The organism is Pedobacter caeni, from assembly GCF_900129215.1.
GTDB classification, from domain to species: Bacteria; Bacteroidota; Bacteroidia; order Sphingobacteriales; family Sphingobacteriaceae; genus Pedobacter; species Pedobacter caeni.
Map to the genome: position 1 here is coordinate 549,082 of NZ_FQUQ01000003.1, position 15,992 is coordinate 565,073.

At 40.3% G+C, this 15,992-nt stretch carries 25 protein-coding genes; 22 read left to right on the plus strand and 3 right to left on the minus strand.

All coding sequences use genetic code 11. The annotated features are described in order from the left end of the window. Positions 1-6: 6 nt before the first annotated feature. Positions 7-1,137, minus strand: a complete 1,131-nt coding sequence (locus tag BUC20_RS16955; RefSeq protein WP_073232268.1) for a PQQ-dependent sugar dehydrogenase — start codon at positions 1,135-1,137, stop codon at positions 7-9. Between the two features lie 85 nt (positions 1,138-1,222). Continuing rightward, positions 1,223-1,864 (minus strand): hypothetical protein, encoded by a 642-nt coding sequence (locus tag BUC20_RS16960; RefSeq protein ID WP_073232269.1) that lies wholly within the window; start codon positions 1,862-1,864, stop codon positions 1,223-1,225. Between the two features lie 74 nt (positions 1,865-1,938). Here BUC20_RS16960 and BUC20_RS16965 point away from each other — a divergent pair, with 74 nt between their 5' ends. The 6 genes from BUC20_RS16965 to rpsJ all read left to right on the plus strand — a co-directional run bounded on the left by BUC20_RS16965 (position 1,939) and on the right by rpsJ (position 7,244). After that, complete coding sequence (locus BUC20_RS16965) at positions 1,939-2,160, plus strand: VF530 family protein (protein ID WP_073232270.1); 222 nt, start codon at positions 1,939-1,941, stop codon at positions 2,158-2,160. Positions 2,161-2,190: 30 nt separating this feature from the next. Next, positions 2,191-3,330: an acyloxyacyl hydrolase gene (locus BUC20_RS16970; RefSeq protein WP_084528973.1), complete on the plus strand. Its 1,140-nt coding sequence runs from the start codon at positions 2,191-2,193 to the stop codon at positions 3,328-3,330. Positions 3,331-3,849: 519 nt separating this feature from the next. Then, positions 3,850-4,263, plus strand: coding sequence for a 30S ribosomal protein S12 (gene rpsL / locus BUC20_RS16975; protein WP_008244597.1), 414 nt, complete (start codon positions 3,850-3,852; stop codon positions 4,261-4,263). Between the two features lie 16 nt (positions 4,264-4,279). Further along, positions 4,280-4,747 (plus strand): 30S ribosomal protein S7, encoded by a 468-nt coding sequence (rpsG, locus tag BUC20_RS16980; protein WP_008244596.1) that lies wholly within the window; start codon positions 4,280-4,282, stop codon positions 4,745-4,747. Positions 4,748-4,764: 17 nt separating this feature from the next. Then, positions 4,765-6,879: an elongation factor G gene (gene fusA / locus BUC20_RS16985; protein ID WP_073232272.1), complete on the plus strand. Its 2,115-nt coding sequence runs from the start codon at positions 4,765-4,767 to the stop codon at positions 6,877-6,879. Between the two features lie 59 nt (positions 6,880-6,938). Next, entirely contained in the window at positions 6,939-7,244 is a 306-nt protein-coding gene (gene rpsJ, locus BUC20_RS16990; RefSeq protein WP_008244591.1) for a 30S ribosomal protein S10, read from the plus strand. A gap of 74 nt (positions 7,245-7,318) precedes the next feature. Here rpsJ and BUC20_RS16995 read toward each other — a convergent pair whose 3' ends face one another. Beyond that, positions 7,319-7,927 (minus strand): hypothetical protein, encoded by a 609-nt coding sequence (locus tag BUC20_RS16995; protein WP_073232273.1) that lies wholly within the window; start codon positions 7,925-7,927, stop codon positions 7,319-7,321. A gap of 154 nt (positions 7,928-8,081) precedes the next feature. Here BUC20_RS16995 and BUC20_RS17000 point away from each other — a divergent pair, with 154 nt between their 5' ends. The 16 genes from BUC20_RS17000 to rpsN all read left to right on the plus strand — a co-directional run bounded on the left by BUC20_RS17000 (position 8,082) and on the right by rpsN (position 15,935). Continuing rightward, positions 8,082-8,918 (plus strand): sulfite exporter TauE/SafE family protein, encoded by an 837-nt coding sequence (locus tag BUC20_RS17000; RefSeq protein ID WP_073232274.1) that lies wholly within the window; start codon positions 8,082-8,084, stop codon positions 8,916-8,918. Continuing rightward, complete coding sequence (locus tag BUC20_RS17005; RefSeq protein ID WP_073232275.1) at positions 8,915-9,310, plus strand: DUF1634 domain-containing protein; 396 nt, start codon at positions 8,915-8,917, stop codon at positions 9,308-9,310. Before BUC20_RS17000 ends, BUC20_RS17005 begins: the two co-directional genes overlap by 4 nt. A gap of 181 nt (positions 9,311-9,491) precedes the next feature. Next, entirely contained in the window at positions 9,492-10,109 is a 618-nt protein-coding gene (rplC, locus tag BUC20_RS17010; protein WP_073232276.1) for a 50S ribosomal protein L3, read from the plus strand. A gap of 4 nt (positions 10,110-10,113) precedes the next feature. Beyond that, the gene (gene rplD / locus BUC20_RS17015) at positions 10,114-10,743 is read left to right on the plus strand and encodes a 50S ribosomal protein L4 (RefSeq protein ID WP_073232277.1); all 630 of its coding nucleotides are present in this window, start codon (positions 10,114-10,116) and stop codon (positions 10,741-10,743) included. A gap of 1 nt (position 10,744) precedes the next feature. Then, complete coding sequence (gene rplW / locus BUC20_RS17020; RefSeq protein ID WP_073232278.1) at positions 10,745-11,035, plus strand: 50S ribosomal protein L23; 291 nt, start codon at positions 10,745-10,747, stop codon at positions 11,033-11,035. A 23-nt stretch (positions 11,036-11,058) separates the two neighbouring features. Beyond that, entirely contained in the window at positions 11,059-11,883 is an 825-nt protein-coding gene (rplB, locus tag BUC20_RS17025; RefSeq protein WP_073232279.1) for a 50S ribosomal protein L2, read from the plus strand. Next, entirely contained in the window at positions 11,883-12,149 is a 267-nt protein-coding gene (gene rpsS, locus BUC20_RS17030) for a 30S ribosomal protein S19 (protein ID WP_069379634.1), read from the plus strand. Before rplB ends, rpsS begins: the two co-directional genes overlap by 1 nt. A gap of 7 nt (positions 12,150-12,156) precedes the next feature. Further along, complete coding sequence (rplV, locus tag BUC20_RS17035) at positions 12,157-12,519, plus strand: 50S ribosomal protein L22 (protein WP_055130479.1); 363 nt, start codon at positions 12,157-12,159, stop codon at positions 12,517-12,519. Positions 12,520-12,524: 5 nt separating this feature from the next. Continuing rightward, the gene (rpsC, locus tag BUC20_RS17040; RefSeq protein WP_069379635.1) at positions 12,525-13,373 is read left to right on the plus strand and encodes a 30S ribosomal protein S3; all 849 of its coding nucleotides are present in this window, start codon (positions 12,525-12,527) and stop codon (positions 13,371-13,373) included. A gap of 38 nt (positions 13,374-13,411) precedes the next feature. Further along, positions 13,412-13,834: a 50S ribosomal protein L16 gene (gene rplP / locus BUC20_RS17045; protein ID WP_048907441.1), complete on the plus strand. Its 423-nt coding sequence runs from the start codon at positions 13,412-13,414 to the stop codon at positions 13,832-13,834. A gap of 75 nt (positions 13,835-13,909) precedes the next feature. Continuing rightward, entirely contained in the window at positions 13,910-14,119 is a 210-nt protein-coding gene (rpmC, locus tag BUC20_RS17050; RefSeq protein WP_069379636.1) for a 50S ribosomal protein L29, read from the plus strand. A gap of 13 nt (positions 14,120-14,132) precedes the next feature. Beyond that, positions 14,133-14,387 carry a 30S ribosomal protein S17 gene (gene rpsQ / locus BUC20_RS17055; protein WP_037442595.1) on the plus strand — a complete coding sequence of 85 codons (255 nt, stop codon included), beginning with the start codon at positions 14,133-14,135 and terminating at the stop codon, positions 14,385-14,387. A gap of 1 nt (position 14,388) precedes the next feature. Beyond that, positions 14,389-14,757: a 50S ribosomal protein L14 gene (gene rplN / locus BUC20_RS17060; RefSeq protein ID WP_062550431.1), complete on the plus strand. Its 369-nt coding sequence runs from the start codon at positions 14,389-14,391 to the stop codon at positions 14,755-14,757. 1 nt (position 14,758) lies between these two features. After that, positions 14,759-15,097: a 50S ribosomal protein L24 gene (gene rplX, locus BUC20_RS17065; RefSeq protein ID WP_069379637.1), complete on the plus strand. Its 339-nt coding sequence runs from the start codon at positions 14,759-14,761 to the stop codon at positions 15,095-15,097. Continuing rightward, entirely contained in the window at positions 15,097-15,666 is a 570-nt protein-coding gene (gene rplE / locus BUC20_RS17070) for a 50S ribosomal protein L5 (RefSeq protein ID WP_073232280.1), read from the plus strand. The genes rplX and rplE overlap by 1 nt, the downstream gene beginning before the upstream one ends. After that, complete coding sequence (gene rpsN, locus BUC20_RS17075) at positions 15,666-15,935, plus strand: 30S ribosomal protein S14 (RefSeq protein ID WP_055130472.1); 270 nt, start codon at positions 15,666-15,668, stop codon at positions 15,933-15,935. Before rplE ends, rpsN begins: the two co-directional genes overlap by 1 nt. The last annotated feature ends 57 nt before the right edge of the window (positions 15,936-15,992 follow it).

The following is a 15,992-nucleotide window of genomic DNA, read 5'->3' on the forward strand; positions in this document are numbered from 1 at the left end:
AAAATATTAACCTTCATACGTGATTCTGTACACCAGGTTGGCAAAATCATCCGATACCAGGATAGAACCGTCTGGCAGCTGAAGGATATCTACAGGTCTTCCCCATGCTTTTCCTCCTTTTAACCAACCTGTGGCAAAAGGTTCATAACTCAATACTTTATTGCCATCGAGTTTAACAAGCATCAGACGGTAACCTGATGGAGCTTTGCGGTTCCATGATCCGTGTTCCGGGATTAAAATCTGATTTTTATAAGTTTTTGGAAACATATCTCCGGTATAGAATTTCATCCCTAATGCGGCTACATGAGCATCAAGCTTTCTTTGAGGCACAGTAAAATTTTTAGGGTCTTTTCCTTTCCCGAATTCCGGGTCTAAGATGTCTCCGGCATGGACAAAAGGATAGCCAAAATGCATGCCCGGTTTATCGGCGCGGTTTAGCTCATCTCCGGGAATGTCTTCCCCAAGCATGTCTCTTCCATTGTCGGTAAACCATAATTCCTTAGTAAGCGGGTTCCAGTCGAATCCAACAGAATTTCTTACCCCATTGGCAAACACCTCCAGACCTGAGGCATCAGGATTCATCCGGAGGATGGAAGCATATCTTTTGTCTTTATCTGTATTGTCGCAAATGTTGCAGGGTGCACCGATTGGAAAGTACAATTTGCCATCTGGTCCGAAGCCCAGGTATTTCCAGCCATGATGGGTGTCTTTAGGAAGCTTGTCGTATAACAATACTGGTTTTGGTGGATTAGCCAGTTGTTCTTCTATCTTGTCAAAACGCCAGATTTTGCTGACCTCAGCTACATATAAACTACCATCTTTAAACGCAATCCCATTGGGCATATCTTTTAATCCCTGTGCAATGACATATGTCTTTTCCGCTATTCCATCTTTATCTGCATCTACCAAAGCATATACTTTATCACCATCCCTGTTGCCAACAAATACGGTTCCATTGGTGCCAAGCGCCATAGAGCGGGCATTGTCTACTTTAGCATAAACGGCTATTTTGAAGCCTTCAGGTAGCTTAATGTCCTTGAGCCTTGGCTCATCGGCTTTTTCCATAGGGCGGTTACAGGTGACGGCCATTAATGGAATGCAAAAAAGAATTGCGAGAATAGGGGATAGTCTTTTCATTGCTTTGATTTTTTGATCTGGAATGATAACCCGTCTGGGTTGGTAATTGTTTGATTCTTAGTTTTTAAGCGTTTTGTTTTTTGCGTTATCTTGCTTTAAAGAAGCTTTCTTTAAGCTTATCTGCATCAATCAGGGCTTCGGCAGCATCCAGCCGGATCAACCAGCCTTTTTGTTTGAGCAGGGCGATTTCTTCTTTGGCCACAGAAAGGTCTTTTCCTTTGATGCGTTCGTGATAGATGATGGCATCTTTAGGTTCCACATCTGCCGGAGTATGAAATAAGATTTCCAGTTTGAACTTTGGCCAGATCTGAATGTCACCAAGCTGGGCAGAGTAGATTTTTTTTGTGGAATGTGCTGGGACAATAGCAGCAAATTCACCTTTGTAATGATCTCCTTTTTCTGTGGTCAGACTGGCCAGTAATTGAAATGAGCTCTCATTCACGAGGTGGAAATGTGCAACTGAACTGCTGTGCTGATCGGTGATCAGTCCAAGATAAATTCCTTCTTTAATGAATTGTGCTTCTGGTACAACTACTGCCGGACGGTTCGAAACGATGTCGTTGTCAGGAATCTCGCCATGAACAAGCGTAACCTTAGTGGCCTGCACGGGGATTTCAAAATCATTGGAATCGGTTACGCCTATGGTGTCTTTATCTATAATTCTGGTAATGTACCCTTCTATGTTTTCGTCTACAAAACGAACAAAATCTCCTAATTTGAATTGCATCTTTTATGGATTAAATAAAATTGAATACAACAAATTTAGTCATTAGAGCCGGAAATTCTTTTTAATTTTGTGGCATGACGGGAGCAGAACAACCAAATAATCCATTACATGGTAAAACACTGGAGTTTATTGTTAAACAACTGGTATGGCATTATGGATGGCCGGAATTAGGACTATTGGTCCGGATTGACTGCTTTCAGAATAATCCCAGCCTTAAGTCCAGTTTGAAATTTTTGCGTAAAACAGATTGGGCAAGGAAAAAAGTGGAAAAACTTTATCTCAATACATTTCATTAATAGGATAATTTTCTTTATATATGTCATGAAATGAACTACATGGGGGGTGTTCGTTATTATTTCGCCGTATTAGTATTTAGCGCTTTAATGTTGGCGAATGATGTTTATGGACGACAAAAGTCGGGTCAGGGGAACAGCTTTGAATTTTCACCACAGGTTTCTTTAGCACTTTTTACTGCCGAAAACAAGCTTCGGGGAAATGTCTTTGGCGGAGAGTTTACTTATCACATCAATAAGAATGTAAATCCACGTCCCTGGATGAGGATGTTGAACCTCAACAGTATTGACCTTGTGTTTAATTATAAGAACATGGGGGATGTCATGTTGGTTTCGGATCCCAGGTCTGGATTGTTTGGAAATACATATGCACTTTTGGCGGCCTTAAATTTCACCCTGTTAAAAAACAGGTATGGGGAATTATGGGCAGCTCCGGGTTTGGGGATAGGTTATTTAGGGCAGACCTATTTTACAAATCAAAATCAATTAATTGGCAGCCATCTTAATTTTGCTTCCCGGATGGCCTTAAAAGTTGCTACCAAAATCAGCCCCTCTATGAAGCTTTCAGCAGGTGTTGATATGCTGCACTTTTCTAATGGAGCAATCCGTACACCTAATCATGGCATCAATGTCAGCAGTGTCAGTCTGGGCTTGCTCAAATCTTTGCATTCCTCCGGACAAGCTAAACCAGATAGCCTTGAGTGGAAGGGGGGGGAGGAATATGCAAAGCATAAGTTTGATTTTGGTGTAAATATTGGTCGCAGGGGTATTTTTAGAAGTAAAGAGGGATTGTACAAAACTGGCTTGTATGCCGGTTATAATTATCGCTTAAATGAACTTTTGGGTCTTAGTTCCGGACTTGATGCAGTGTATTATCATTCCATTTATGAATATAATGATCAGACTTATGAGTCTTTGGCCACCTCACTGGATCGCTGGCGGGTTGGCCTTGCTGTAGGTCCTGACATCTGGATGGACCGGCTGGCCATCATGACCAAGTACGGCTATTATCTGCACTATAATCATTTTTCTCCATCAGGAAATAACGTGAAAACCTATTGGACGGCAGGGCTCAAATATTATGTGTTGAACTGGGCCGCTGTTCAATCTAAAGTTTATATCCATAAAACAGAAGCTGATTATTTAGGCTTTGGAATTATGTTAACTCCATAATAGCTTAATATTAACGTTTTGACTGCTTGCAGGGAGCATCGTTTTATCCACAATGTTTACCCGTTGCTTACCCGCCTTTAATGCGCTTCTGACCGAGTGTGCACCGAGTATAGACCGAGTATAGACCGAGCTTAGAGCGTGTATGGGTGAAACCGTATTAACACCTGTTCCGAAGCAAAATTTATTTTTAGGTTTTTTTATGATTTTCCTGATTGGTGTGTACACTGTCTGTATACGCTCCGGGGACGCTCCGGGGTTGGAAGGTAATTGAGAGGTAGCCGAGTAGTTCTTGGAAGGCTATTTAACCTTTCAACTACCTCTCAATTACCTTCCAACTCCCTCTCAACTACCTTCCAACCCCGGAGTCTATACGGTTGATCCCCGCTTGCCGGGCGCTTGTGTTCCAGTGAATTATTTTTATGTTAACCCCTTGATTTATAAAATGTATTGTCTTACCTTTGCAGTCCCTTATTATAGGGGTAAAGTTTTTAAATATTAATAGAAAACAAAAAAAGAACAATGCCAACCATTCAACAATTAGTTAGAAAAGGTAGAGTAGCACTGGAGTTCAAGAGTAAGTCTCCAGCGTTGGACAGCTGTCCACAGCGAAGAGGTGTATGTACACGTGTATATACCACTACCCCTAAAAAACCAAACTCAGCAATGCGTAAAGTTGCCCGTGTACGTTTAACCAATGGTAAAGAGGTGAATGCCTATATTCCAGGTGAAGGTCACAATTTACAGGAGCACTCCATTGTATTGATCCGTGGTGGTCGTGTTAAAGATTTGCCAGGTGTACGTTATCACATCATCCGTGGAGCATTAGATACTTCAGGAGTTGCTGGTCGTAACCAACGTCGTTCAAAATATGGTACTAAACGTCCTAAGCCAGGACAAGTAGCTGCGGCACCAACAAAAGGTAAAAAGAAATAATTAGGAGGAAAAACAAATGAGAAAGTCAAAACCAAAAAAGAGAATTATCCTTCCTGATCCAAAATTTAACGATGTTCAGGTGACAAGGTTCGTAAACAATATGATGTATGATGGAAAAAAATCCATTGCATATGATATTTTTTATGATGCTGTAGAACTAGCTGAGAAAAAAGCTGGTGAGAACGGATTAGAAGTATGGAAACGTGCTTTAACAAATGTAATGCCTGCTGTAGAGGTTAAATCTCGTCGTGTAGGTGGTGCAAACTTCCAGGTACCTACAGAGGTAAGACCTGACCGTAAGATTGCTTTAGGCATGAAATGGTTAATTTCTTACGCTCGTAAACGTGGAGAAAAAACAATGAAAGAGAAATTAGCAGGTGAAATCGTTTCAGCAGCTAAAGGTGAAGGTGCAGCAGTGAAGAAAAAAGAAGATACGCATAAAATGGCTGAGGCTAACAAAGCGTTCTCTCATTTCCGTTTCTAATTATACAGAATCATAAAATGTCAAGAGATTTAAAATTTACAAGAAATATCGGAATCGCGGCTCACATTGATGCGGGTAAAACCACAACAACTGAGCGTATCCTTTATTACGCCGGAGTAAATCACAAAATTGGTGAGGTACACGAAGGTGCGTCTACGATGGACTGGATGGTACAGGAAGCGGAACGTGGGATAACCATCACCTCTGCTGCTACAACAGTTTTCTGGCCTTACCGTGGTGAAAAATATCAGGTAAACGTTATCGATACTCCGGGTCACGTGGATTTTACCGTAGAGGTAAACCGTTCACTTCGTGTTTTGGATGGATTGGTATTCTTATTTTCAGCAGTTGATGGTGTTGAGCCTCAATCTGAAACTAACTGGCGTTTAGCTAACAACTATGCAGTTCCACGTATTGGTTTCGTTAACAAAATGGACCGTTCAGGAGCTGACTTCTTAAAAGTTGTTAAACAGGTAAGAGATATGCTGGGTAGCCATGCAGTTCCTTTACAGTTACCAATTGGTGCAGAAGATAGCTTTACTGGTGTTGTTGATTTAATCAATAACCGTGGTATCGTTTGGAATGAGCATGATAAAGGGATGACCTTTACTGAAGTGCCAATCCCTGCTGATATGGTTGACGAAGTTGCGGAATGGAGAGAGAACTTATTAGAAGCTGTTGCTGATTATGATGAGTCATTAATGGAGAAATTCTTTGATGATCCTAACTCAATCACTGAGCGTGAGATTCTTGATGCATTGCGTAAAGCAACTTTAGATGCTAAAATCGTTCCTATGGTTTGTGGTTCATCTTTCAAAAACAAAGGTGTTCAGACTATGTTGGATCTGGTAATGGAATTATTGCCTTCGCCAATGGATGTGGATGGTATCACTGGTATCAACCCGAACACAGGTGAAGAAGTAACCCGTCAACCAGATGTTAAAGAGCCATTTGCAGCTTTAGCGTTTAAAATTGCAACCGATCCTTTCGTAGGTCGTTTGTGCTTTATCCGTGTTTACTCAGGTAACTTAGATGCTGGTTCTTACGTTTATAACGCACGTTCTGAGAACAAAGAGCGTATCTCCCGTATCTTCCAGATGCATGCTAACAAGCAAAACCCAATCCCTAATGTAGGTGCTGGTGATATTGCTGCGGTAGTAGGATTTAAAGATATCAAAACAGGTGATACACTTTGTGATGAGAAACACCCGATCATTCTGGAATCTATGGATTTCCCAGAGCCGGTTATTGGTTTAGCTATTGAGCCTAAAACTCAGGCTGATATCGATAAATTAGGTATTGGTTTATCTAAATTAGCTGAAGAAGATCCTACATTCAGAGTTCAAACTGACGAGGAAACTGGTCAGACTGTAATCTCTGGTATGGGTGAGCTTCACTTAGATATCCTGATTGACCGCTTAAGACGTGAGTTTAAAGTAGAGGTGAATCAAGGAGCTCCACAAGTTGCTTATAAAGAGGCAATTCACGGATCTGTTCAACATCGTGAGACTTACAAAAAACAATCAGGTGGTCGTGGTAAATTCGCGGATATCCAGGTTGTGATTTCTCCAATCGATGCGGACTTTGAAAAAGGTGGATTACAATTTGTAAACGAAATTACTGGTGGTTCAATCCCTCGTGAGTTTATCCCTTCTGTAGAGAAAGGATTTGCAGCATCGATGGCTAACGGAGTATTGGCTGGATATCCACTTCCAGACATGAAAGTTCGCTTAATTGATGGTTCATTCCACGCAGTCGATTCAGATGCTTTGTCATTCGAACTTGCTGCTAAAATGGCTTACCGTGAGGCATTGCCTAAATGTAGCCCAGTATTGATGGAGCCAATCATGAAAATCGAGATCTTAACCCCTGAAGAAAACATGGGTGATGTAATCGGTGACATGAACCGTCGTCGTGGTCAGCTTTTAGGTATGGACACCCGTAATGGTGCTCAGGTAATTAAAGCAACTGTACCTCTTTCTGAAATGTTTGGTTATGTAACTCAGTTACGTACCATTACTTCTGGTCGTGCAACTTCAACTATGGAGTTTGATCACTACGAACCAGCACCAAGAAACGTTCAGGATGAAGTAGTTGCCAAATCAAAAGGCAGAATTAAATCCGCAGAATAATAAAAAATCGGCAGCCGGTTATTAATAGCTCTAACCGGCAGCCTTAATACATAAATAAGATGAGCCAAAGAATCAGAATCAAATTAAAATCTTACGATTACAACTTAGTAGATAAATCTGCTGAGAAAATCGTTAAGACTGTTAAACCTACGGGTGCAGTAGTGAGTGGTCCAATTCCATTGCCTACAGAAAAGAAAATCTTCACTGTTTTACGTTCACCACACGTGAACAAAAAAGCACGTGAGCAGTTTCAATTATGTGCTTACAAACGTTTGTTAGACATTTATAGCTCTAACTCTAAAACAGTTGACGCTTTAATGAAACTTGAATTACCTAGCGGTGTTGAAGTTGAAATCAAAGTTTAACTATATAGACGGTTAACAAAAAAAGCCTTCCTGAGTTTCAGGAAGGCTTTTTTTTGTGGTAATAAAACAAGGGCTTATCTGCCCCTGTTTTTTAATTCGTCAAGTTTATTGCGCTCGTCCTGTAACTCTCTCGCTAGTTTTTTCTCTTTATCATTGGCCTTTGTTTTATAGCTCTGGTATTCCTGAGAGATCTCTTCATACAATGAACTTCTGTATTTGGCTTCATGAATGTGTTTGGCCGACCTGAAGATCACAAAGGCTAAGGCTGCTGCCAGTACCAGGATCAACGTCCAGACAATTACATTATAATTGCTCTTGGTAAAAGAAATACCCAGAAAGCTGATTTCATTTAATTTAGCATTGGAGGTCGCCAAAGAACTTTCTGTTCCGGAAATTTGCCCTTTTAATGTAGAAATGGCTTTTTCCTGTTCAGCAAGTTTCAGTTTTACATTGCTCAGTTGTTTGCGACTGGTATTGAGTGAATCTGCTACACTTTTCCAAAGGCCGGCAAGCCTGGCCGGGTTGATTAACTTATAACCATTAATGGTTTTGGATTTTGACAACATGAATTCGTATTGGCCCCGAAGACCAGGAGCAGCTTTTGCACTGTCTGCCGGAATTTGTGCTTGTGCATTTACATTTAATAGAAGAACGGCTATGATTGCGAATATCAGTTTTTTCATAAAGTACTGTTTTTTAATAGGATGTTTTGTGTTTTAATGGTAATTGATCTGAATTTTGTGGTGTTTGCAGGCTCATGATGGCGGCATGATATTTAATTTAACATTCATATTGTAATTTTATTGTGTTCAGGCTATAGATAGTATATTTGCAGCAATGTCGGTATTACTATTTACAATTATAGTTTTAGCAGGTGCTTTTTTAGCTGGATTGGTCGGTTCGCTGACTGGTTTAGGGGGCGGGGTGATCATTATTCCACTGCTTACGTTGGTTCTTGGAGTAGACATTCATTATGCCATTGGCGCTTCTATTGTATCTGTGATTGCGACCTCTTCAGGTTCTGCCGCTGCTTATGTGAAAGAGGGAATTACCAATATCAGAATTGGAATGTTCCTGGAGGTAGCCACCACGATCAGTGCGGTTATAGGCGCAGTGGTGACCGTCTATCTGGATCCAAGCTATATTGCGGTCATCTTCGGTTTGATCCTCTTATTCTCCGCCGCAATGATGGTGGTGAAGAAGGTAGACCGCTCAGACAATGATACTTCCGGAAAACTGGCCGTGTTTTTTAAACTGAACGGGACTTATCCTACGGAAGAGGGAATGAAGAAATATGCCGTTCACCGGGTATTCGGTGGTTTCATCATGATGTTCTTTGCAGGCATCATTTCGGGTTTGCTGGGTATCGGTTCAGGAGCTTTAAAGGTGATTGCAATGGACAACATCATGCGGATCCCTTTTAAAGTGTCTACCACAACGAGTAATTTCATGATGGGGGTAACGGCTGCTGCAAGTGCGATCGTATACCTTCACCGCGGACAAATAGATCCAGGAATTGCCATGCCGGTTACTATTGGAGTGCTTTCCGGTGCTACTTTAGGATCGAAGATCCTGGTGAGAACGAAGACAGATAAGTTGAAAATAGTGTTTGCAGTAGTGGTGACTTTCCTCGCCTTGCAAATGATTTATAATGGTTTATCAGGCAAGTTATGAGTTCGGAAAAGAAAAATTTCTTTGCAGACCGTGATATCCAGGTCATCCTGGGTACTTTGTTGCGGGTAGGGGTGGTTGCTTCCATGTCTGTGGTGATGATCGGAGGCTTGCTTTACCTGTTTTCTGACCATGCCTCACTGATCGATTACCGCAATTTTAACCCGAATAAATCAGGATTCTCTTCTATTCATGCCATTCTTGTCGGATTGAAAGAGCTGAATGCCAAAGCAATCATTCAGTTCGGTACTTTGCTGCTGATTTTTACCCCGGTTGCAAGGGTGGTTTTTTCGATATTTAGTTTCCTGATTGAGCGTGATTATTTATACGTTTTGATCGGTTTGTTCGTTTTATCAATAATCATGTACAGCCTGAGCGACAAGTTAGTTGGTTAAAAAGTTACTTATCTCAGCGGATTCCCCTCCGCGAAAAAAAATAGCGCTTATTTGAAAAAATAATTAGCTAACTATTTGAAAATTAAGATTTCTTTCGTATTTTTGCCCTCCCTTAACGGGAATTGTATCCACCTTGAACGAAGCCCTACTGCTTCGATGGGTGTTAATTTAAAAAAAGAAAATGTCAGGTATTATTGGAAAAAAAGTAGGAATGACCAGCATTTTCGACGCCGATGGAAGAAACATTCCATGTACGGTGATCGAAGCTGGGCCTTGTGTAGTAACACAGGTAAAGACCGAAGAGAAAGACGGTTACGTTTCAGTTCAGTTAGGTTTCGACGAAGCCAAAGAAAAGAACACTACCCAGCCTCTTAAAGGCCACTTTGCGAAAGCAAACACAACCCCAAAACGTAAATTGGTTGAATTTGAACCGTTTGAAGAATCGTTGAACTTAGGTGATACGGTAACGGTAAGCATTTTCAACGAAGGTGATTTTGTGGATGTTGTAGGTACTTCTAAAGGTAAAGGTTTCCAGGGTGTTGTAAAACGTCATGGTTTCGCCGGTGTTGGTGGACAAACTCACGGACAGCATAACAGAATGCGTGCGCCAGGTTCATTAGGTGCTGCATCTTATCCTGCACGTGTATTTAAAGGTATGCGTATGGCGGGTAGAATGGGTGGTGACAGAGTAAAAATTCAGAACTTACAGGTTTTGAAAGTTTATGCTGATCAAAACCTTGTTGTAGTTAGTGGTTCCATTCCAGGAGCTAAGGGTTCTTACGTAATCTTAGATAAGTAAGCAGATGGAAGTTAAAGTATTAAACATTTCAGGAAAAGAGACAGGTGCCAAGGTGCAACTTCCTGAGTCAGTATTTGGCATTACGCCTGTTGACCACGCAATCTATTTAGATGTTAAACAGTATTTGGCTAATCAACGTCAAGGTACTCACAAGTCTAAACAACGTAACGAAATTGCTGGTTCAACCCGTAAACTATACAAACAAAAAGGTACTGGTGGTGCTCGTGCCGGAAGTATTAAATCTCCATTGTTCAATGGTGGTGGTCGCGTGTTTGGTCCTCAGCCACGTGATTATAGTTTCAAATTGAATAAAAAATTAAAGCAACTGGCTCGTAGATCAGCATTGACTTACAAAGCTCAGGATAACAACGTTGTTGTTTTAGAAGACTTTGCTTTTGATTCAATCAAAACTAAAAACTACATCAATTTAGTTAGCGCTTTAAACTTAGCTGGCGAAAAGACATTGTTGGTTTTACCTTCACAAAATAACAATATCTATTTATCAAGCAGAAACATCCAGAAAGCGAAAGTGATTACTGCAGATCAGTTGAATACATATGATGTATTAAACTGTGGCAAGCTTTTGTTAACGGCTGATTCTCTTAAAACATTGGAGGAGGCATTTGCCAAGTAATATGGAATTTTTAAGGAAACCAATATTAACAGAAAAAGCTTCTGCATTAACAGAAAAGTCTAACCGCTTTACTTTTAGAGTAGAACACAAAGCAAATAAATTGCAGATTAAGCAAGCCATAGAGAAAATGTACAACGTGAACATCTTAGCAATCAATACCATGATTGTTAATGGTAAAATGAAGTCCAGAAACACTAAAGGTGGTTTAGTTACGGGTCGTAGCCCAAAATACAAGAAAGCGATTGTTACACTGGCAGCAGGCGAGACAATTGATTATTACGCGAATATTTAATAAGAATTGAATAATTTATAACTATGGGCTTAAGAAAATTTAAACCAGTCACTCCGGGAACCCGCTTTAGAGTAGGTGCCAGCTTTACGGAGATTACAGCAACCAAGCCCGAAAAATCATTGGTTGTATCTTCTAAAAAATCGGGAGGACGTAACAATACAGGAAAGATGACTATGCGCTACATGGGTGGTGGTCACAAAAAATCTTACCGTTTAATTGACTTTAAACGTGATAAGTTTGATATTCCTGCAACAGTAGCTACTGTTGAGTACGATCCAAACCGTACTGCTCGTATTGCATTATTGCATTACGTAGATGGTGAGAAGCGTTACATTATTGCACCGGAAGGATTGCAAGTAGGACAAACAGTAGTTTCGGGTGATACAGCTACTCCAGAAGTAGGAAATACATTGAAATTAGCTAACATTCCATTGGGTTCAATCGTACATAACATTGAAATCCAACCAGGACGTGGAGCACAAATGGCACGTAGTGCTGGTGCTTATGCTCAATTGGCAGCACGTGACGGAAAGTATGCAACTGTTAAAATGCCATCAGGTGAAGTAAGATCTATCTTAGTTACTTGTTTAGCAACTATCGGTGCAGTTTCTAACTCGGATCATGCAAATGAAGTATTAGGTAAAGCAGGTCGTAAACGTTGGTTAGGACGTCGTCCTAGAACACGTCCGGTAGCGATGAACCCAGTCGATCACCCAATGGGTGGTGGTGAGGGTCGCTCATCTGGAGGTCAGCCTCGCTCAAGAAACGGTATGTATGCTAAAGGCTTCAAAACCCGTTCACTTAAAAAATACTCAAATCGTTTCATCATAGAGAAAAGGAAGAAATAATGGCTCGTTCGATAAAAAAAGGACCTTATATTGACCATAACGTAGAGAAGAAAGTAGTATCTATGAATGATTCAGGCAAAAGGTCTGTAATTAAAACTTGGTCTCGCAGATCAATGATTTCACCAGATTTTGTGGGTCATACATTTGCAGTGCATAACGGTAATAAATTTATACCGGTATACGTAACAGAAAACATGGTTGGTCACAAGCTGGGAGAGTTTGCTCCAACCAGAACATTTAGGGGTCACTCTGAAAAGAAAAAATAATTAAGAGATGGAAGCAGTAGCGAAATTAAACAATTGTCCAACCTCACCACGTAAAATGCGTTTGGTTGTAGATCTTATCAGAGGTGAGCGTGTTGAGAAAGCTTTACATATTTTAAAGTTTACCAATAAAGATGCAGCAATAAGAGTTGAGAAACTATTATTGTCAGCGATCAAAAACTGGGAAACTAAAAATGAAGGTTCTCGCCCTGAAGAAAACCAGTTATACGTGAAAACGATAATGGTAGGCGGTGGTCGTCAATTAAAAAGACTTAGACCAGCACCTCAAGGACGTGGTTACAGAATCCGTAAGCGTTCAAACCATGTAACTTTGGTAGTAGATAGTAAAAACGTTGAAACTCAAACTAATTAACAGAAATGGGACAAAAAGCACATCCAATAGGAAACAGGTTAGGGATCATCAAAGGTTGGGATTCTAACTGGTTCGGTGGCAACAACTATGCTGATAAATTAGTTGAGGACGAAAAAATAAGAAAATACCTTTCTGCACGTATCGCAAAAGGCGGTGTAGCTAAAGTGGTAATCGAGCGTACGTTAAAACGTATCACGGTAACTATCCACACAGCTCGTCCGGGTATTGTGATCGGTAAAGCAGGAGCTGAGGTGGATAAGATCAAAGAAGAGTTGAAGAAATTGACTAAAAAGGAAATTCAAATCAACATTTTTGAGATCAAACGTCCTGAGCTTGATGCACAATTAGTTGCAGAAGGTGTTGCAAAACAATTAGAAGCAAGGATCTCATTCCGTAGAGCAATGAAATCTACTATCGCATCAACAATGCGTATGGGTGCTGAAGGTATCAAAATTATGACCTCTGGTCGTTTAGGTGGTGCTGAGATGGCTCGTAGCGAACAGTATAAAGAAGGAAGAATTCCTTTGCATACTTTCCGTGCTGACATTGACTATGCTTTAGCAGAAGCTTTAACTACTTATGGTAAAATAGGTGTTAAAGTATGGATCTGTAAAGGTGAAGTTTACGGTAAACGTGACCTTTCTCCTAACATCGGTGCAGTGAGCAATGCTCCAGGTAAAGGTGGCAGACCAGAAGGTGCTTTCGGTGGTGGAAGAGACAGAGATAACCGTGGCGGTGGCGACAGAAGAAACGACAATAAAGGTCGTGGCGGAAGAGGTCCAGGTCAAGGCGGTCCTGGTGCAGGAAGAGATAATAGAGGCGGAAATACTCCTAACAGAGGTCCTCGTAAATAATTAGTTAACAGATCGTTTAACGATAATATTAGAATAAGATGTTACAGCCAAAAAGAACGAAGTTCAGAAAGATGCAAAAAGGCAGAATGAAAGGTTTAGCAACTCGTGGTGCTGAATTATCATTCGGATCCTTCGGGATCAAGTCTTTAGAGTCGACTTGGATCACAAGTCGTCAGATAGAGGCAGCCCGTATTGCGGTAACTCGTTTCATGAAACGTGAAGGCCAGGTGTGGATTAGAATATTCCCGGACAAACCGGTAACTAAGAAACCAGCTGAGGTACGTATGGGTAAAGGTAAGGGTGCTCCAGAATACTGGGTTGCTGTTGTTAGACCCGGACGTATTATTTTTGAAGCCGAAGGTGTTCCTTTAGAAGTTGCTAAAGAAGCAATGAGATTAGCGGCCCAAAAATTGCCGATCCAAACAAAATTTGTAGTACGTAGAGATTACGTAGAAGCATAAAAAAAGCTCTTGGGTTGAATGTTGTAAGTAACTTGTTATTATAACCGCTAGACCCAAGGCATAAAAATTAATAAAATGAAGAACTCAGAAATCACAGGGCTTTCACAAGAAGAACTAGTAGCCAGGATTGCAGAAGAAACTGAAAACTTAGTAAAGTTAAGATTTGCACATACAATTTCGGCTATAGAGAATCCTACCCGTATCAAAAAGGTAAGAAGGGATATTGCCCGATTAAACACTGAAGTGACTAAGCGTAAAGCTCAGTCTGCTACTGAAACTAAATAACTTTAGAGTCGAAATGGAAAGACAATTAAGAAAAACAAGAACCGGGTTGGTAGTAAGCAACAAAATGGATAAGTCTGTTGTTGTAGCGGTAGAACGTAAAGTGAAACACCCGATCTATGGTAAGTTTGTTAAGAAAACTACCAAATTTATGGCTCATGACGAGAAAAACGATTGCGGTATTGGTGATACAGTACTGATCATGGAGACTCGTCCGCTGAGTAAAAACAAGAACTGGAGATTAGTTGAAATTTTAGAAAGGGCTAAATAACATGGTACAACAGGAATCAAGATTAAACGTAGCCGACAATAGCGGCGCAAAAGAAGTATTGGTTATCCGTGTACTTGGTGGTACTGGAAAAAGATATGCTTCTATTGGTGACAAAATCGTTGTTACCGTTAAAAGTGCATTGCCTTCCGGAAACATCAAAAAAGGAACCGTTTCTAAAGCAGTGGTTGTAAGAACAAGAAAAGAAATCAGACGTAAAGATGGTTCTTACATTCGTTTCGACGACAATGCAGCAGTATTATTAAATGCACAAGATGAGCCGCGTGGTACACGTATTTTCGGCCCGGTAGCAAGAGAACTGCGTGAAAAACAATTCATGAAAATTGTATCATTAGCACCGGAGGTATTATAAAATGAAAAATAAAGTAACTACACCAAAGATAAAAATCCGTAAAGGAGATTTAGTTAAGGTAATCGCTGGCGATTCAAAAGGCCAACAAGGTACAGTGCTTTCTGTATTAATTTCAAAAAGCAGAATCCTTGTAGAAGGTGTTAACCTTGTATCAAAACATACAAAACCTAATGCTGCTACTCCAAACGGAGGTATCATTAAAAAAGAAGCTGCTCTTCATATTTCTAACGTAGCATTAGTTGATCCTAAAACAGGTGCAACTACTCGCGTTGGCAGAAAGCTTAATGCTGATGGGAAATTAGTTAGGGTTAGTAAAAAATCAGGAGAGGAGATCAAATAATGACTTACGTACCAAGATTAAAAAGTAAATATAAAGAGGAAATTGTAACGGCACTTAAAGATAAGTTCAATTACAAAAGCGTAATGCAGGTTCCTAAGTTAGAGAAAATCTCTATCAACCAGGGTGTTGGTCGTTTCTCTGTAACTGACAAAAAGATTATGGACAGCTCTATTTTAGAGATGACTACCATCGCAGGTCAGCAAGCAGTTGGAGCAAAATCTAAAAAAGATATCTCAAACTTTAAATTACGTAAAGGTATGCCGGTTGGTGTACGTGTAACTTTGCGTGACAACAACATGTATGAGTTCTTAGATCGTTTAATTTCCGTAGCTTTACCTCGTATCCGTGATTTCAAAGGTATCAATGATAAAGGATTTGATGGAAAAGGTAACTACACATTAGGAGTTACTGAGCAAATCATCTTCCCTGAGATCAACATCGACAAAATCAGCAAGATTTTAGGTATGGACATTACCTTTGTAACCAGCGCTACTACTGATGTTGAAGCATTGGAATTACTAAAACAATTTGGATTACCATTTAAAAACCAAAATAACACAAATTCATAATGGCAAAAGAAGGTGTAAAAGCTCGCGAAATTAAGCGCCAGAAACTGGTAGCTAAATATGCTGATAAACGTGCAGAACTTAAAGCTGCCGGTGATTATGAAGGATTAGATAAGTTACCAAAAAACTCATCTGCAGTACGTTTACACAACCGTTGTAAATTAACTGGACGTCCTCGTGGTTACATGCGTACTTTCGGTATATCAAGGGTATTGTTCCGTGATATGGCTTTAGCAGGTAAAATCCCTGGAGTAAGAAAAGCAAGCTGGTAAAACAGCTTTCTTTATGCTAAGGGATTTTCCCAAGGCAGAGAACAAAAACATTAACCG

Excerpts from the sequence above, each read along its gene's own strand:
- rplV (WP_055130479.1), top strand. The coding sequence starts at position 12,157 with ATGGAAGCAGTAGCGAAATTAAACAATTGTCCAACCTCACCACGTAAA.
- BUC20_RS16955 (WP_073232268.1), bottom strand. The coding sequence starts at position 1,137 with ATGAAAAGACTATCCCCTATTCTCGCAATTCTTTTTTGCATTCCATTA.
- BUC20_RS16970 (WP_084528973.1), top strand. The coding sequence starts at position 2,191 with ATGAACTACATGGGGGGTGTTCGTTATTATTTCGCCGTATTAGTATTT.
- rplC (WP_073232276.1), top strand. The coding sequence starts at position 9,492 with ATGTCAGGTATTATTGGAAAAAAAGTAGGAATGACCAGCATTTTCGAC.
- rplP (WP_048907441.1), top strand. The coding sequence starts at position 13,412 with ATGTTACAGCCAAAAAGAACGAAGTTCAGAAAGATGCAAAAAGGCAGA.
- rplX (WP_069379637.1), top strand. The coding sequence starts at position 14,759 with ATGAAAAATAAAGTAACTACACCAAAGATAAAAATCCGTAAAGGAGAT.
- rpmC (WP_069379636.1), top strand. The coding sequence starts at position 13,910 with ATGAAGAACTCAGAAATCACAGGGCTTTCACAAGAAGAACTAGTAGCC.
- rpsS (WP_069379634.1), top strand. The coding sequence starts at position 11,883 with ATGGCTCGTTCGATAAAAAAAGGACCTTATATTGACCATAACGTAGAG.
- rpsC (WP_069379635.1), top strand. The coding sequence starts at position 12,525 with ATGGGACAAAAAGCACATCCAATAGGAAACAGGTTAGGGATCATCAAA.
- BUC20_RS16995 (WP_073232273.1), bottom strand. The coding sequence starts at position 7,927 with ATGAAAAAACTGATATTCGCAATCATAGCCGTTCTTCTATTAAATGTA.
- rplN (WP_062550431.1), top strand. The coding sequence starts at position 14,389 with ATGGTACAACAGGAATCAAGATTAAACGTAGCCGACAATAGCGGCGCA.
- BUC20_RS17005 (WP_073232275.1), top strand. The coding sequence starts at position 8,915 with ATGAGTTCGGAAAAGAAAAATTTCTTTGCAGACCGTGATATCCAGGTC.
- rplW (WP_073232278.1), top strand. The coding sequence starts at position 10,745 with ATGGAATTTTTAAGGAAACCAATATTAACAGAAAAAGCTTCTGCATTA.
- rplD (WP_073232277.1), top strand. The coding sequence starts at position 10,114 with ATGGAAGTTAAAGTATTAAACATTTCAGGAAAAGAGACAGGTGCCAAG.
- rpsJ (WP_008244591.1), top strand. The coding sequence starts at position 6,939 with ATGAGCCAAAGAATCAGAATCAAATTAAAATCTTACGATTACAACTTA.
- rpsG (WP_008244596.1), top strand. The coding sequence starts at position 4,280 with ATGAGAAAGTCAAAACCAAAAAAGAGAATTATCCTTCCTGATCCAAAA.
- rpsQ (WP_037442595.1), top strand. The coding sequence starts at position 14,133 with ATGGAAAGACAATTAAGAAAAACAAGAACCGGGTTGGTAGTAAGCAAC.
- BUC20_RS16965 (WP_073232270.1), top strand. The coding sequence starts at position 1,939 with ATGACGGGAGCAGAACAACCAAATAATCCATTACATGGTAAAACACTG.
- rplB (WP_073232279.1), top strand. The coding sequence starts at position 11,059 with ATGGGCTTAAGAAAATTTAAACCAGTCACTCCGGGAACCCGCTTTAGA.
- rpsL (WP_008244597.1), top strand. The coding sequence starts at position 3,850 with ATGCCAACCATTCAACAATTAGTTAGAAAAGGTAGAGTAGCACTGGAG.
- fusA (WP_073232272.1), top strand. The coding sequence starts at position 4,765 with ATGTCAAGAGATTTAAAATTTACAAGAAATATCGGAATCGCGGCTCAC.
- BUC20_RS17000 (WP_073232274.1), top strand. The coding sequence starts at position 8,082 with ATGTCGGTATTACTATTTACAATTATAGTTTTAGCAGGTGCTTTTTTA.
- BUC20_RS16960 (WP_073232269.1), bottom strand. The coding sequence starts at position 1,864 with ATGCAATTCAAATTAGGAGATTTTGTTCGTTTTGTAGACGAAAACATA.
- rplE (WP_073232280.1), top strand. The coding sequence starts at position 15,097 with ATGACTTACGTACCAAGATTAAAAAGTAAATATAAAGAGGAAATTGTA.
- rpsN (WP_055130472.1), top strand. The coding sequence starts at position 15,666 with ATGGCAAAAGAAGGTGTAAAAGCTCGCGAAATTAAGCGCCAGAAACTG.